The sequence below is a fragment of the Limnothrix redekei LRLZ20PSL1 genome, from assembly GCF_043235035.1.
Classification (GTDB): Bacteria; Cyanobacteriota; Cyanobacteriia; order CACIAM-69d; family CACIAM-69d; genus CACIAM-69d.
The window spans coordinates 223,014-238,561 of the sequence record NZ_JAZAQF010000069.1 but is presented as its reverse complement, the minus strand read 5'-3'; the positions used below and the strand labels follow the sequence as shown (position 1 = coordinate 238,561).

At 50.5% G+C, this 15,548-nt stretch carries 10 protein-coding genes and 1 pseudogene; 6 read left to right on the top strand and 5 right to left on the bottom strand.

Annotation, left to right across the window (positions count from 1 at the left end; translation table 11 throughout):
* Together VPK24_RS12120 and VPK24_RS12115 are read right to left on the bottom strand one after the other, a co-directional pair.
* A partial coding sequence (locus VPK24_RS12120) for a DUF5615 family PIN-like protein (protein WP_393013674.1) occupies window positions 1-342 on the bottom strand: 342 nt, incomplete at its 3' end.
* Window positions 339-563: a DUF433 domain-containing protein gene (locus VPK24_RS12115; protein ID WP_393013672.1), complete on the bottom strand. Its 225-nt coding sequence runs from the start codon at window positions 561-563 to the stop codon at window positions 339-341. The genes VPK24_RS12115 and VPK24_RS12120, both read right to left, overlap by 4 nt.
* 119 nt (window positions 564-682) lie before the next feature.
* Between VPK24_RS12115 and VPK24_RS12110 the strand changes: the two are divergent.
* From VPK24_RS12110 to VPK24_RS12100, 3 genes and pseudogenes are all read left to right on the top strand, one after another.
* Window positions 683-784, top strand: a pseudogene (locus VPK24_RS12110) (UPF0175 family protein); the annotation flags it as partial.
* Between the two features lie 164 nt (window positions 785-948).
* Window positions 949-3,060, top strand: a complete 2,112-nt coding sequence (gene dnaG, locus VPK24_RS12105; protein ID WP_393013690.1) for a DNA primase — start codon at window positions 949-951, stop codon at window positions 3,058-3,060.
* A gap of 439 nt (window positions 3,061-3,499) precedes the next feature.
* On the top strand, window positions 3,500-5,323 hold the full coding sequence (locus VPK24_RS12100; protein ID WP_393013671.1) for a sensor histidine kinase: 1,824 nt from the start codon (window positions 3,500-3,502) through the stop codon (window positions 5,321-5,323).
* A 185-nt stretch (window positions 5,324-5,508) separates the two neighbouring features.
* Here VPK24_RS12100 and VPK24_RS12095 read toward each other — a convergent pair whose 3' ends face one another.
* A complete protein-coding gene (locus VPK24_RS12095; protein ID WP_393013669.1) occupies window positions 5,509-7,716 on the bottom strand; it encodes a GAF domain-containing sensor histidine kinase in 2,208 nt (735 codons plus the stop codon).
* Between the two features lie 789 nt (window positions 7,717-8,505).
* Here VPK24_RS12095 and VPK24_RS12090 point away from each other — a divergent pair.
* The 3 genes from VPK24_RS12090 to VPK24_RS12080 are packed head-to-tail and all read left to right on the top strand — an operon-like array spanning window position 8,506 to window position 13,549.
* Complete coding sequence (locus tag VPK24_RS12090) at window positions 8,506-9,849, top strand: AAA-like domain-containing protein (protein ID WP_393013667.1); 1,344 nt, start codon at window positions 8,506-8,508, stop codon at window positions 9,847-9,849.
* Between the two features lies 1 nt (window position 9,850).
* Window positions 9,851-10,477, top strand: a complete 627-nt coding sequence (locus VPK24_RS12085) for an AAA-like domain-containing protein (RefSeq protein ID WP_393013665.1) — start codon at window positions 9,851-9,853, stop codon at window positions 10,475-10,477.
* 48 nt (window positions 10,478-10,525) lie between these two features.
* Complete coding sequence (locus VPK24_RS12080) at window positions 10,526-13,549, top strand: WD40 repeat domain-containing protein (RefSeq protein ID WP_393013663.1); 3,024 nt, start codon at window positions 10,526-10,528, stop codon at window positions 13,547-13,549.
* Window positions 13,550-13,778: 229 nt separating this feature from the next.
* On the opposite strand, the gene VPK24_RS12075 is transcribed toward VPK24_RS12080, so the two are convergent.
* Both VPK24_RS12075 and VPK24_RS12070 read right to left on the bottom strand, forming a co-directional pair.
* A complete protein-coding gene (locus VPK24_RS12075; protein WP_393013661.1) occupies window positions 13,779-14,750 on the bottom strand; it encodes a DUF2927 domain-containing protein in 972 nt (323 codons plus the stop codon).
* 115 nt (window positions 14,751-14,865) lie between these two features.
* A complete protein-coding gene (locus tag VPK24_RS12070; protein WP_393013659.1) occupies window positions 14,866-15,456 on the bottom strand; it encodes a thioredoxin family protein in 591 nt (196 codons plus the stop codon).
* Window positions 15,457-15,548: the final 92 nt, after the last annotated feature.

Sequence of the window (15,548 nt, the reverse complement as noted above, 5' to 3'; positions counted from 1 at the left end):
TCCCTTCTCGTAAGCTTCTACGATTTTTCGGCGCAAGTCCAGCGAATAAAGACTCATGAGTTTTCCTGACGATAACTTCACTACACTGATAATTATATCGTGCCATTCGTTATAGGCAAAGGCTGTAATTTGAGGAGGTATCCCCAATCGACAGACAAGATCAACAAAATCACTGTCTTTTGTCATGATGATCGCATTGGCAAGTCGTGCCGCCTCAAAAATTTCCAAGTCTTTCGCATCGCGTAATCCAAGATCTCGCAAGGCCGAAGCTTCCACTGCAAAATTGCTCGACAGCCAGCTTGCCAAGGTTGGGGGCAATTGAGCATCAACCCAGATCTTCATGCAGTCAACCGAGAAAAATCAGTACGCCGCGCCGCAAACAATAGGCAAGCTTGAGTATCGGCCATTTCTAAATCTGGAAAATCTTCTAAAATCTCAGAGAGATTAACATTTTCCGCCAACATTTCTAAGATATCGCTCACCCGAATTCTCATGCCTCGGATGCAAGGACGGCCACCGCATTGACCAGGGGTTTGGGTAATACGAGACAGTAAATTATTCATTGAGTTCACGGAATAGATAGTGTATGAGCAATATCTGTCTATACAATATCTATATATAATCTATATATAGTAGAAAAATTTACGCCGCTGCGATCGCCCTATTACAAACGAAAATCATCCATTCTCAAAAGCTGCTGGCAAATCGCGGCATTTGCGTTCATTACGACGTAGAAGACCTTGAGCAAGATGTTCAACATCTGCGCGATCGGGGCTGGCGATAATTTTTGCCCGTGATCCTGTTGCTTTTCAAAATCTTGCCCTTGGTCTACTTGACCTGCCATGAGTGAGATCCACAAAAATTCAGCTTTCGCGATCGCCCTTGGCTGCTCAATCCCCCGATCGGGTCGCGATAATAGGACAATAGCCGTTCGACTTGCCCCACCCGATCGTGCGTCTTCATCCCGACACCGTAGAAACCGTCAAACAACGAGCCGACATCGTAGATGTGGTCTCGGAACGGGTCGTGCTGAAAAAAAACGGCAAAGACTTCAAAGGCCTCTGTCCTTTCCACGACGACAAATCGCCCAGCTTCACCGTCAGCGCCACCAAAGGGTTCTATTACTGCTTCTCCTGTGGGGCCGGGGGCAACGCCATCAAGTTTTTGATGGAGCTGGACAAGCGATCGTTTGGTGACGTGGTGTTGGATTTGGCGCGGCGCTACCAAGTGCCCGTGCAAACCCTGGAACCGGAACAACGCCAGGAAATTCAGCGGCAAATCACCGAGCGCGAACAGCTCTATGAAGTCCTGGCCGTGGCGGCCGGGTTCTATGCCCATGCCCTGACCCAACCTGTGGGGGCGCGGGCCATGGATTACTTGCTGGAAGAACGGCAACTGCGCCAGGACACGATTCAGGCGTTTAATTTGGGCTATTCGCCAGCCGGCTGGGATGCTCTGTATCGCTATTTGGTTGATCAAAAACGCTATGCCGTTTCGCTGGTGGAAAAGGCGGGGTTGATTGTGCCCCGGAAGGCGGGCGGTGGCTATTACGATCGATTCCGCGATCGGCTGATGGTGCCCATTCGCGATCCCCAGGGCCGGACGATCGGCTTTGGGGGGCGGACGCTGAACGGCGATGAGCCAAAGTATCTGAACTCGCCGGAAACGGAGCTATTTGACAAGGGCAAGACGCTTTTTGGGCTGGATCAGGCGAAAACGGCGATCGCCAAAACTGACGCGGCGATCGTGGTGGAAGGCTATTTCGATGTGATTGCGCTCCATGCGGCGGGCATTGAAAACGCCGTGGCAGCTTTGGGCACGGCCCTGAGCTTGGCCCAGGTGAAGCTGCTGACGCGGTTCACGGAATCGAAGCAAATTATCCTGAACTTCGATGCGGACTCGGCGGGCCAAAAGGCCACGGAGCGGGCGATCGGGGAGGTGGAAGGGCTGGCTTACCGGGGCGAAATTCAACTGCGGGTGTTGAATTTGCCGGGGGGCAAGGATGCCGATGAGTTCCTGAAAACCTACAGCCCGGATCATTACCGCACCCTGATCGCCGATGCGCCCCTCTGGCTCGATTGGCAGCTCGATCGGGCGATCGGTTCCCGGGATTTGCGCTTAGCTGACCAATTCCAGGCGGCCGTGGGCGATGCGGTGAAGCTCCTGAGCCAACTGCCCAATCCCGCCACCCGCAGCCACTACATCCGCCGCTGTGCCGACCTGCTGGGCCAAAAGGACAGCTACTTCACGCTGCAATTGGAGCAGGACTTGCGATCGCAGGTGCAGGGCCAGCGCTGGCACGGGCGATCGGCTAAATGGCAACGATTGGGCGATAGCAGCCTGCGGGAGTCGGCGGAGGGACAGCTCTTGCGGATTTACTTGCACCTTCCCGATCGTCGCCAGCAAATCTTGGCCATTTTGGAAGAGCGGGAGTTGGAGTTTGGCCTGTCACACCATCGTTTTTTGTGGCGGCAGATTTTGCAGCTCCAGGATCAATGGGGTCAGGAGGCGACTGAATTGGCGATCGAGTTGCGATCGAATCCAGACCTTTCCCATGAGGATTTGGCCATGGTCGATCGGCTTTTGAGCTTAGATGAGCGAACCCTGTTGGATCTTGATCGCCCCGGCCTGACCATCCGCGCCGCGATCGCCACCATTGAAAGCCTGCAATGCGCCAAGCGTTGCCGCCACCTGCTGGATGCTTGGCTCTCCCATTACCTGCAAACGGAAGTGGCCGCCGAAGCGTTGCGGCGGGTCTTTGCCGGTGAACCCCCGATCGGCTCCGGAAACGATAAGGTGATTAGTCTGCGAGGCGGCGGTGGCGGCGGCGGTGGTGGTGGTGTGGCCGGCAATTTGGCCCTGGCTCCCGACCCGATCGATCTGGAACGCCTTGAAGAAAACCTCAATCGTGCCTACGAACAGCAACAAACCTTCCACGATCTTTATTATCAAGAACGTCGCTACTTACAGCAACTGCAACAGGAACGATTCACCAGCTTTGAAGATTTGGCACAAAATCCTAGTGATGGGTCAATTTCGCCACTTAATCAATTGTTTTAGGCAAAAATCAAAAATCTTGGAAGATTCTGAATTAAGGCTAGATCTTCAAAAAATATCTGAATCGATATCTGAATTGCCAAAACCAACACACCACTGACCCAAACGATCAACAAAAACAAGAGACTTCAACCCCTTGCCCCCCATGGCGATTGGCGCTCTGGCAATATTCAAAGATGCTGATTAGACAGCCTTTCAAATTGGGTTTCCTGAAACTAGTCGCTCCGGCATGAACATTGATTGAACGTTTCATGAATTCATGAAAGATTCAAGGGGGTTAAGTTGTGATTCTAGCGCTGCTAAATTGTGATGTCAGTAAGCCATCTCTTCCCGAGTTTTACCATCTTGCGACGTTAGAGTAACCTGGGGTGACACCCCCGCGATCGACGGTCAGCAGGTCAGTTAACCTAGCAGATCAATCAGCAGGTCAATCAAACACCCGATGATGCACACCTTCAGAACGTGGTTTCAGTGGCTTCAGCGCCGCTTGCTCATTAACCGTAAGTCGGGTGCGATCGTCCAGACCAAGGCAGTTTTGGGCTATGATTCAACCTTCACGGTCTCAGCAACCCAGACTACGCAATCGACCGCTTCGTTGGGTTATCCTTTGTCAGAAAACTCCGCCTTTGGCAGCTATCCTGACCCGATTCACACCGCTCCTAAGCAACCAGAATTGAAGCTGAATTCACCTGATCGCGCTGATCACAACCCTGATTCCGCTGATCGCAATGATCACAATCACAATATCGATATCGACCCTGATCGCGTTCCATCCCCGGAGTTGGACATGGATTTGCCAGCCAGTGACGTAGCCCATGATGGTCATGGTACGTTTCCCCTTCCCACTGACGAAGAGGAACGATTACAAGACCTGCTCGACTATCAAATTTTGGATACGGTTCCCGAGCGTCAATACGATGATTTGACCAAGATCGCAGCACAGATTTGCGGCACTCCCATTTCGCTAATTAGCTTATTGGATGGCGAGCGGCAATGGTTTAAGTCTCGCCATGGAATTGATGCCATACAAACTCCACGCAGCCAAGCTTTTTGTGCCCATGCCATTTGCCGGCCTGATGAAGTTTTGATTGTGGAAGATGCTCTTGAGGATGGACGTTTTGTTAATAATCCTCTAGTTCTAAAAGAGCCAAAAATTCGATTCTATGCCGGTACACCTTTGGTGACTGACAATGGCCATGCGATCGGGACATTGTGTGTGATTGACCAAATGCCCCGACAGCTAACAACCCAGCAAATGGAAGCCCTAGAGGCGTTGGGTCGTCAGGTCATTGCCCAATTGGAGCTGCGGCGCAAAGCAATTCAACTGGAAGCGGAGGTGAAGCGTCGCCAAGAAATCGCCCAAGTAGCCACCGAAAAAAGCAAAAAACTAGCCCAAGCCCTCGAGAATTTACAAAAAGCGCAAATCACATTGATTCATGCAGAAAAAATGTCAGCCTTGGGGCGTTTAGTGGCTGGCGTGGCCCATGAAATTAATAATCCCATTAACTTTATTCACGGCAATCTTCATCATTGCCAAACCTATCTAGAGGAGCTATTGAATTTAGTAAGCCTCTATAAAAAACATTATCCCAATCCCCATGAAGACATTGCCGCAGTCCTCACAGAGTTAGATTTGGAATATATTACTGAAGACTTTCCACCCCTCTTTAGCTCCATGTTCGTGGGAGCGAACCGCATTAAAACCGTCGTGAATCTCTTGCGCATGTTTTCGCGCTTGGATGAGTCAACGATTAAGTTTACTGATTTGCATGAAAACCTTGACGCGACTATTAGTCTGATGGGGGTTCACTTAGCAGGAAATGGTAAGCGTCCATCCATTCAAGTGGTGCGCGATTATGGGGATTTGCCCTTGGTTGATTGTGCGATCGGGCAATTAAACCAATGCTTCATGCAGATGTTATTGAATGCGATCGAAGCGCTGGAGCAGGGTGTGGGCGACAGCTACCCGCCAGATACCCCGCCAACCATCACCGTGCGCACTGAAACCGTTGAGCCAGATCGCGTGCGAATTGCGATTTCAGACAATGGTTTGGGGATGAGTGACGAATTACGTCGCCAAGCTTTTGACCCGTTTTACACCACAAAATCAGTGGGCAAAGGAACCGGCATGGGGTTAGCCATTAGCCATCAAATTATTGTGAACTTGCATGGAGGAACGCTGTCCTGTGTGTCAGAGCCAGGCAAAGGAACAGCCTTTATTATGGAAATTTATCGATCGTTTCCGGCTCGTGAATCAGAGTCTTAAGGCTTCGATCTAGCTGCTCTTGCGTTGGTTGTTTTATGCCAATTTTGCAGAAATAAATGTTCCTAGAGATCAACATTTCTAGAGATCAATATTTCTAGGGATCAAGATTTTCAAGAATTTGATTTCTAGAAATCAATAGATGTTTCTAGAAGCATTCTGGAGTTCTGGTAATTAAGCGTTGACTCCTAGATTCGGGGAGCAAAACTGCTCAAGGAATCCATCGTCAAGGCCGGTGAGGCCGATCGCTCGGTGGCAGCAGGGTTGGGAAAATATTGCTCGATTGGGATTTTCACCACAAACTGAGTTTGTCCCTGCTCATTCACTTGATACCAAAGTTCCCCGTGATGTCGTTTCACAATGATTTGATAGGCGTTCGCCAAACCCATTCCAGTCCCCTGCCCGATCGGCTTGGTGGTGAAAAAGGGATCAAAAATCTTATCCGCCAACGCTGGGTCAATCCCTGAACCATTGTCAGTGATTTGAATTTGTGCAAACCGTTGCAAGGTCAAACCATTCAAATGTTGCTGACAAATCAGTTGGGTTTCTACCTTCACCATGGGCACAAAAACTTCTCTTAATCGGCAGCGTTCCTCAATGGCATCCAGCGCATTACTAAACAGATTAAACAGTGCTTGATTGAGCAAGCCAGGATAGCATTCTACCGTGGGAATATCGCGATCGTAGGTGCAATGGGACTGAATGACTTGACCGCAAGTGGACTCTAAAAATCGGTCAGTTAAAATGCTGAGCGTGCTGTTAATTCCATCATGAATGTCAACGGATTTGAGTTCCGATTCATCCAATCGCGAAAAATTGCGCAGCAACAATACAATTTCACGGATCCGATCGGCTCCGTTTTTCATAGAGATCAGAAGTTTCGGAAAATCGGCTTTTAGAAATTCAAATTCCACTTCCGAGAGCCACTGGGCGATCGGGTCTACTGGGTTCGGATAATGCTGTTGATAGAGGTCAAGACCTTGAAACACTTGATTACTATATTCTTGGGCATGGGTTAAGTTGCCATAGATAAAGCTCAAGGGATTATTAATTTCATGGGCAATGCCGCCAACCATTTTGCCCAAAGAAGCCAATTTCTCTGACTGCACCAACTGAGCTTGAGTTGCTTGCAGTTGATTGAGTGTCGTGGCTAATGACGCTGCCTGCTGTCGCGCTTCTTGTTCAGATGCTTGTAAGGCTAAAGCGGTTTGTTGTTTTTCTTGTAATTCTTCTTGCAAGCGGGTCATCAACTTACTTTGGCGCAGGGCAATTCCTAATTGCAAACTCAACTGTTGCAACGCTTCCACTTCCAAACTGTCCCAAGATCGTGCTCCCTGGCAAGATTGGGCAATTAATAATCCCCAGAGGTAAAAATCAGCCGGGATCATTGGTTGATCACCAAGATTTTCTTGCCAATTTAAATTACTAGATTCTGATTTCCATAAAATTGGAATCACTAAATTGCTGCGCACTCGCAAGCTACGCAAAAATTCTCGATGACATTCTTTTAAGGGGCTAGTTTCAATGTCTTCAATCATGCAAATGCGTCCTGCTTGATATAGAGGAGCATGTTTTTCTTGAAAACAAGGATCTACGAAGGATTGTCCCAACAGGCTCAAGCTGGGATCCGAAACAGATTCCGTCGAAATTGCACCGCTGAAGTCCGAATTGAGCTGAAAGATCAGCACCCGATCGACTTGCAAAAATTCGCGAACATCTTGCACCAAGGTTTGAAACAGGGGTTCAAAGTCTGCCGTTGTCCAAACACGCTGCAAGGTTTTAGAAAAAATTTGTTCGCAGGCCAACCGCCGCGCCAAAGACTGTTCAATCGATTGGCGTTCCTGAATTTCTCGCATCAGTTGAGTATTTTTGGTTTGTAACTCAACGGTGCGATCGGCAATTCGGGCCTCCAAATTCTGATTAATTTGGGCTAATTCTTGGGCAATAAGCTCCCGACTGCTAACCTCCTGCTGCAATTGTTGATTAATTCGCTCTAGCTCATCTGGACTGCGCAACGACAGAAACTGAGGCAATAAACTCACCAGAGAAACGGCCGTGTAGCAAGAAATTAATGCTGTTAAAGCTTTTTCAATTCCCGTTAGCCAATAGGCCCCATACCACAGTGTCCAAACCTCCAGTAAATGACCTAAACCACATAGGATAATAAATGCCCCGAACATCAGAAAAATGCTAATTGGCAAAAATTTCCGACGCTGATAAGCAAAGTACGTCAGCATGGCGGGAATAGAGAAATAGGCAATCGCAATTAGTGAATCACTAACCACATGCAGCCCCACTAAGGGCGTTTGCCACAGATAACAATGACCATGGGGCATATAAGATTGATTGCCCAAAACGATCGCTTCAAAAATTTCCTTGATTTTTTGCAAATCCATTGAAGGCACTCGCTGTAGCGGGAGATGGTCACTATGAGCAGGAGATGAAGCTTCTGATTTCGAGAACTAACAACGCTTGATCTGCTTGATCCATTTAAGCATCCTAACAAAAAATGAAGTTTAAATAATTATTAGCCCATTGCTTGTTAGCCCCCCCATCCTAGCTCAATCCTCAGAAAATGAGAGCAATAATGGGGACAAGATCAAGATTACAAGAAACCCATGTTGTATCAAAATATGCAAAGCGCCAAAATCGATGACAGCCAAGACTTAGGTTGGCTTTTGCGATGGTCATTTTCCATGGTGAACCCTGCAAAATGTTTTCATTATTTTAAGAGGATGTCTGGGAAGTCAAGATTGCTACCTTGTGGGCCTAACCGATCAGCAACGATCAGGAATTTAAGTCCCTTGACTCCACGGCTGCTGCTACCTGTTCAGTGACCCAATTCACTACTCAGACATCCTCTCAAAACACAATTTTGCTTATTGCTGTTCGTCGAAACAAAATAATTGAAACAGATGAGAATTTCTCAAGAATAGATCAAATCATTGGTACAATTTGATGTTTGTTATCGAAATTAATTCTAGACAAGTTCATCTTGCTTGACATCTAAACATCGCAACTTAAGGCCACAACTTAAGCCAAAAGGAGCTGAGATTGGTAAATTTCATAGTATTTTCGGTGTGAGTACCCCTTGAGATCATCTATTTCCACGACACGATCGCCCTGTTTCAATGCAGTGCTTGCAATAGAATTCCCCGAAGTTAGTTGTAAGGTTGAGGGGCTAAATGGCTGAGATTCCCAAAGTCTATAAACGATATCGCGGCGTTATGTTAAGTCCTCAAGGTTGGCAACGCTTGCAGTTTGCAGAGCAAATTTCCGCAACTCAGCAAAATCAAGAAAAACCTTACACCTTAGAACAGCTCAGCCACTTAACTCAATTGAGTCCTAACACTTTAACTAAGGTGCGCCGTCGCGAAAAATTAGTGGATTTCCAATCACTCCTGCTCTACTTTCAGGCCTTTGGTTTAGATCTCAGCGAGGGAGACTATTTAACTTCTATGCAAGTTCGCAATATTGAACGTACTAAAAAATCAACTGATTGGGCCATGCAAGTGGCTCCGCCCCGAGGGCAATTACCGATCAATTCTCCGTTCTATATTCATCGACCACCCATTGAAAGTCTTTGTATTGAAGAAGTGGTTCAGCCGGGATCGTTAGTGCGAATCAAGGCTCCTCGGCAATATGGCAAAACATCCCTGATGGCACGCACCCTCAGTGAAGTTCGGCAACGAGGATTCCGAACAGCAGTTGTGAATTTACAGGGAGCCGATCGACAGGTTTTAGGTGATTTAGAGTGGTTTCTTAAGTGGTTTTGCGCCAGTGCAGCTAAGAGTTTAGGGCTAGCCGATCGCCTAGCGGATCAGTGGGATCCGATGTTTGGAGTGAGTTATGCTTGCTCAGAATATTTTGAAAATTATCTATTGGCGGAATCGGATGCGCCATTACTCTTGGTTTTAGACGAGCTAGATCGGCTCTTTGGGTATCCCGAATTAGCTACGGATTTTTTCGGCTTATTGCGATCTTGGTATGAGCAGGGGCGCTATGGTTTGGAAAATCGAACTATTTGGCATAAATTACACATTGCAATTATCCATTCTACGGAAGTTTGGTTGCCCTTAAGTCTCAATCAATCGCCGTTTAATGTGGGACTGTTGTTGGAACTGCCCGCATTTACTTGCGAACAGGTGGTGACCCTCGCTCAACAATACCAATTGACAGCCGCAGAAGAGTATGGTCATGCCGTTTTCACGTTTTTAGGAGGTAATCCATTTTTGTCTCAACTTGGTTTATTCCATTTAGCTCACCAAAAACTTTCGCTGACAGATTTGCCTCAGCAAGCGACGAATCCCGATAGTATTTTTGGTAGTTATTTGCGCCGATTATTGAAGCTCCTTGAACACCAGGAACTCCTAGAAACCATGCAGCAGGTGGTGCGATCGCCCAAGGGGTTAGAACTACCCCACACGCAGGCCTTTCGACTCCAAGGTTTGGGATTGGTTACTTTTGATCAGCGATTGGCGTTTCCCAGTTGTGAACTGTTTCGACAGTTTTTCCTAACCCTTCCATGACATGATCAACCCCGCCTCTCCTTCGGATTTTGTCTATCAGGTGGGGGGCAGTGTACCGCCCCGATCGCAGGCCTACGTGCAGCGCCAAGCGGACGACTACCTCTTGCAAGCGCTGCTGGCGGGCGAGTTTTGCTATGTGTTCAATGCGCGGCAGATGGGCAAGTCGAGCCTGCGGTTGCGCACTATGATGCAACTGCAACAACAGGGCATTAGCTGCGCGGCGATCGACCTGACGGCGATCGGGTCGCAAAAAATTGAAATTGAGCAGTGGTACGCGGCGATCGCGGCCATGCTGAGTAAACCCCTGCCGTTGCCCTTTGATTTGCGGTCTTGGTGGAAGGAATATGCCTACCTACCCCCGGCGGCTCGTTTGGGGGAATTTATTGATGCAATTTTGCGATCGGGTATTACAAACCGCCTAGTGATTTTAATTGATGAAATTGATACGATTCTGAATTTAAAATTTCCCACGGATGATTTTTTTGCCCTAATTCGTACTTGCTATAACCGCCGGGCAGAGTTGGATCTTTATCAAGGATTAACCTTTGCCCTATTTGGAGTCACTACCCCCGGCGAGCTAATTTCTGATAAAAGTCGAACACCCTTCAATATTGGCCAAGCAATTTAATTAACGGGGTTTCAGCACTCAGAAGTTAGCAGTTTAGCGGCGGGGTTGGTGAATGTGGTTCCGCAGCCAGAGCGGGTACTTTGGGAAATTTTGCGCTGGACCAGTGGGCAACCATTTTTGGTGCAAAAAATTTGTGCGTTGGTGTTGCGATCGCGCCAATTGTCAGCGGCTATGCCCGCCGCAGCAGTTGATCGCACTACCCACACTACCGATCACGCGGCCGATCGCACGGCCGATCGCGCGGCTGACCCATCCGTCGATACCAATCCGCTTGCCCAGTTTTCGCCCAGGGCCTTTGTCGATCATCTGATCCAAAGCCAGATCCTGAACCATTGGGAAGCCTCCGATGAACCAGAGCACTTGAAAACCATCCGCGATCGACTGCTGTATGACGAGCGATCGGCCGGGCGACGGCTGATGCTCTATCGCCAAATTTGCCGCGCCGAACTGAGCGCCGATCCGCCGCCCCACCCACCGGGCCAAGCCACCGTGCCCCTGGTGCAGGCGGATGGGTCTGCGGCCCAAACGGAATTGCTGTTGGCGGGAATTGTGGAAAAACGGGATGGCTACCTGCGGGTTAAATGTCGCATTTACCGGGAAGTCTTTAACCTGGCCTGGGTCGATCGACAGTTAGACGACCTGCGCCCCTATGCCATTTGGCTGAATGCTTGGGTGGAATCCAACTACCGCGATGCGTCCTATCTGTTGCGGGGCAATCCGTTGCGGGAAGCCTTGGATTGGATGCAAAAGCGCAGTCTCGATGATTTGGACTATCGCTACTTGGCCGCCAGCCAGGAACTGGAGCAACTGGAAATTCAGCGACAACTGGAACTCGATCGCCTGCGGGAGGCCGAAGCCCGTTTGGAAATTGAGCAACGCAGCGTCCAGCGCCAACGCCAACTGCTCGTGGCCCTGAGCATTACCCTCGCCGCTTCCTTGGTTTCCGGTGGCATTACCCTGTACGCCTACCAGCAGGCCGCCATCAGCGACGTGCGATCGACCATTGCCGCCTCCCGAGGGAGTTTTGCCTCCGATCAACGACTGGATGCCCTGTTGCAAGCTTTGCAAGCGCGCGATCGCTTCCAACAATTGCGCTTTGTGCCGGCCCAAACTCGCCAAGAACTGAAGCAACGAACCCAAAGCGTTTTGGAGCAGGCGGTTTATGGCGAAAACGAGAAAAATCAGCGCTTTGCTCACCCTGGCGGTGCATTGGCCGCGGAATTTAGCCCCGATGGTCAATCGATCGTGACCACCGGCACCGATCGCACCGCCAAAGTGTGGCGCTCAAGCGGCGCGTTGGTTCATACCTTAGAGCACAGTTCCTTGGTTTACGATGCCACCTTCAGCCCCGACAATCAAAAGCTGCTGACCGCCTCCCTTGACGGTAATTTGCACATTTGGGATCGCAACTCCGGCCGGTTGCTCAAGAAATTCACCGCCCATCAAGGGGGAATTTGGTCTGTGGACTGGAGCCAAGATGGGCAATGGATCGTTTCTGGCAGCAGCGACCTGACCGCCAAAATTTGGTCAGCCACCACAGGCAACCTGAAAACCACCTTGCGGGGCCACAAATCCACCGTTTGGTCTGTGGCCTTTCACCCCAACAGCCAACGGGTAATTTCCACCGGCATTGATGGGCAAATGATCCTTTGGTCGATCGCGGGACAACGCCAACGCCAATTCAACGCCGGAGCCAGCGCCGTTTGGGATGCCATTTTCAGCCCCGATGGCAACTTGATCCTCTCGGCCCACGCGGACAATCAGTTACGGCTGTGGCGGGCCGATGGCACACCGGTACGCACCATTTTGCGCCATGAGGCAGCGGTGATTAATGTGGCATTCAGCGCCGATGGCCAGCGGTTTGCCTCCGCTTCGGCCGATCGCACCGTGCGCCTGTGGGAAACGGCCACCGGTCGCCTGCTGCGGATCTATCCGGGCCATGCGGCCACCATCCGCGGCCTTTCCTTCAACAGGGACGGCAAAACCCTGGCCTCCGTCAGCGAAGATGGCTTTCTGCGGTTTTGGGCCACCGAAAACGTCTTTTTTGAGCAATTGCAAGACCACCCCACCACCGTTTGGCGGGTGAATTACGCGGCCAAGTCTTCTCCCTTGTGGCCACAAATGACCACCATCACCGCCAGCGATGTGCGTTTTTGGCAACGGAACGGGCGGCCAGTGCGGGAATTCACCAATCTCAGCGAGGGAGAGCTATACAGCCTGGCCCTGCACCCCACTCAGCCGCAGTTTGTGGCGGGGGATGCCAACGGCAAGCTGACCTGGGTAGATGTGACCACCGATCGCCGCCAATCCATGACCGGCAGCCAGTCGCCGATCCATGGCGTGGCCTTCAGTCCCGATGGGCGCTATTTGGCAGCGGTGGGCGACGATTTGCACTTCAACCTTTGGCGGCATGAGAACAATGGGCGCTATGTGCAGTTGCAACGGTTCCCGGCCCACAAAGCCCGCATTTGGGACGTGGCTTTCAGTCCCGATGGTTCCTATGTGGCCACCTCCAGCACCGATAGCACCGTGAAGCTTTGGACTTGGGCCGATCGCGCTCGCAGCCGACTTCAGGAACAACCGGCCCAAGTGCTGAAGGGCACGGGCAGCGGCATTTGGGGCTTGGCGATTCGGGCCGACAGTGAACAAATCGCCGCCGCCAGCCGCAACCAAGAGGTACGGATTTGGAACCGGCGGGGCGAGCTGCTGCGCCAAATTCCCACCCAAGGCGATAGTGGTCTGACGCGGGTTGCCTGGAGTCCCGATGGGCAATTGCTGGCGATCGCGAAAAACAACAGCGCGATCGAGCTGCGATCGCCCGAAGGCAAGCTGATCACCACCCTCAGCGGCCATAGCTCGATCGTCAGCAGCGTATCTTTTAGTCCCGATGGGCAACAGCTCGCCTCCGGCAGCGAAGATCGAACGGCAACCCTTTGGAATTTATCCCAAGTGCGATCGCTCAATTTTGTGGAATACGGCTGTCGATGGGTTGCCGATCGCTTGCAATATGGGGCACAGGATTTTGATTTACCCCTATGTGGGCCTTATTTGGATTTCAAAAGTAAAAAGTAAAATTTGAAAGGCAAAAAGTAAAATTTGAAAGGCAAAAATAAAAGCAAAAGGTGATCAGACTCTCTCTAAGTAAATGCTTGAAAAGCAAATATCTAAAAAGCCAAAATCACTGCCTTTTGGGTCTCATGGATCGATAAAGACAAGGGGCTGAAATCGATAAAGACAAGGGGCTTAAGCCCCTTGCTCCGATGATTGGATGATTACTGGTGAGTTGCTTTTCAGGCCGCTTCTAGCGAAAAAGTTGGCGAATTTGTTCACGGGTTTGACCACTGCGCACTCGGCGATCGTAAAGCATTTGAATTAAATCCCGATCGAGTGGTGAAAAATCCTGTGTTTCCGTCCAACCTTGATAAAACGTGCTGTCGCGATAGGTTTCCGCATCGTTCATCAAACCCAAAGATTGGGTCAGTTCTTCGCGAATCAAGTGCGATCGCTCCCGTTGAGTCACCCCCGTAGTACTAATTAAAATTTGGGCCCGTTGAATTTCTAAATTCCCCGTCCACCAAACCCGAAAAAATCCCAAATTTCGGGGCACATAGTGGGGGTCATATTTCGGAAAATCCGCTTCCGGCACAAAGTAAATGACAACATTGGGATTTTGAGTGGTGAAGCGAATCCGAATTGTACCGCCCAATAATTGATTGAGATCACCCACAATTCGATCAAGCGTTTCTCGATCGGCCGCCGTCGGCCCGCCTCGCACCGCCAACCGCAAATCGCTCGCCCATTTGCGAATGTAGTTTGTATCAGGATTACTGGAAAATTCGTTCCCAAAAGCCACTTCCATGAAGTAGTCCAAAGCGGCCCGAGGATAGCGCCGATCGCTCGATCGGCGCGTGCTCATGAGCCACTGAGAAAGCGGTTGATGGGGTTGGTTTTTGAGATATTGCTGATCATTGGGTTGATTATTGGGTTGATCATTAATTTGATCGCCGAATCGGTCAACAAACTGGTCAACAAACTGGTCATTAAGCGGATTACCAATGAGCTGATTACTCGCCAAGGCCGATCGCCCCGAAACCGGATCAGTGGCGCGGCCCCAAGAACCCACCCCCCACAACAACATCACCAGCCCGATCGCCCCCCATAGGGTGTTTCGGGGAATTGATCGACTCGTTGATCGACGCTTGGGTTGAATCTTGGATCCACTCTTGGATCCACTCTTGGATTGAATCTTTCGAGAACGGGGACGATCGCTCATAGCTGTTGGCTAACTTCTTGTGCCCATTATTGAGACCTAGATTGAAACCCAGGCCGAGACCCAAACGCATGGCGGCGGCAGCATCCGACCAACCGGCAATCCCCTAAACCGCCCCCTAAACTGCACTGAGACCAAAATAGGTCGGCTCATTGCCGGGTTTCCACTTGATGTTGCAACCCAAGCTGGGAATTTGGGGGTCCGGAACCGGTTCCCCCGCCCAAACGGCCGCCAAAGCAGCCCGCAAATCTGCCCCATCATTGGGTTCTGGGTTGCCGGGGCGGCTGCGATCGAGCTGGCCACGATAGACTAAAGCGCGATCGCGATTAAACACAAAGAAATCTGGGGTGCAGGCGGCCGAGTAGGCCTGGGCCACCGCCTGAGTTTCGTCATAGCACAGGGGAAAGTTGAATCCGCAGTCCCGGGCCCAGTCCGCCAACCGATCGGGCGCATCATCGGGATAAGCCACCGCATCGTTAGCGCTGATGGCAATGATCCCGGCGCGATCGCCCCAATCTCGACCCAACCGGGCCAACTCCGCCTGAATATGCTTGACGTAGGGACAATGGCGGCAAAGAAACATCACCAACAGCAACGGACGATCGACCACCGTTGCCAAGGAAATAGTCTCGCCCGTGGTCACCTCTGGCAAGGCAAAATCCGGAGCCACAGTGCCCAATTCCAACATCATTGAAGCGGTTAGCACCATAACGGCTTAGTCTCCTGAAATAGACAATTGATTAACAAGCTTTGGTCAACAAGCTTGGGTCAACAAGCTAACAAAGGGGGGACGAAGCCTAG

Excerpts from the sequence above, each read along its gene's own strand:
- VPK24_RS12115 (WP_393013672.1), bottom strand. The coding sequence starts at position 563 with ATGAATAATTTACTGTCTCGTATTACCCAAACCCCTGGTCAATGCGGT.
- VPK24_RS12100 (WP_393013671.1), top strand. The coding sequence starts at position 3,500 with ATGATGCACACCTTCAGAACGTGGTTTCAGTGGCTTCAGCGCCGCTTG.
- VPK24_RS12095 (WP_393013669.1), bottom strand. The coding sequence starts at position 7,716 with ATGGATTTGCAAAAAATCAAGGAAATTTTTGAAGCGATCGTTTTGGGC.
- VPK24_RS12090 (WP_393013667.1), top strand. The coding sequence starts at position 8,506 with ATGGCTGAGATTCCCAAAGTCTATAAACGATATCGCGGCGTTATGTTA.
- VPK24_RS12085 (WP_393013665.1), top strand. The coding sequence starts at position 9,851 with ATGATCAACCCCGCCTCTCCTTCGGATTTTGTCTATCAGGTGGGGGGC.
- VPK24_RS12075 (WP_393013661.1), bottom strand. The coding sequence starts at position 14,750 with ATGAGCGATCGTCCCCGTTCTCGAAAGATTCAATCCAAGAGTGGATCC.
- VPK24_RS12070 (WP_393013659.1), bottom strand. The coding sequence starts at position 15,456 with ATGGTGCTAACCGCTTCAATGATGTTGGAATTGGGCACTGTGGCTCCG.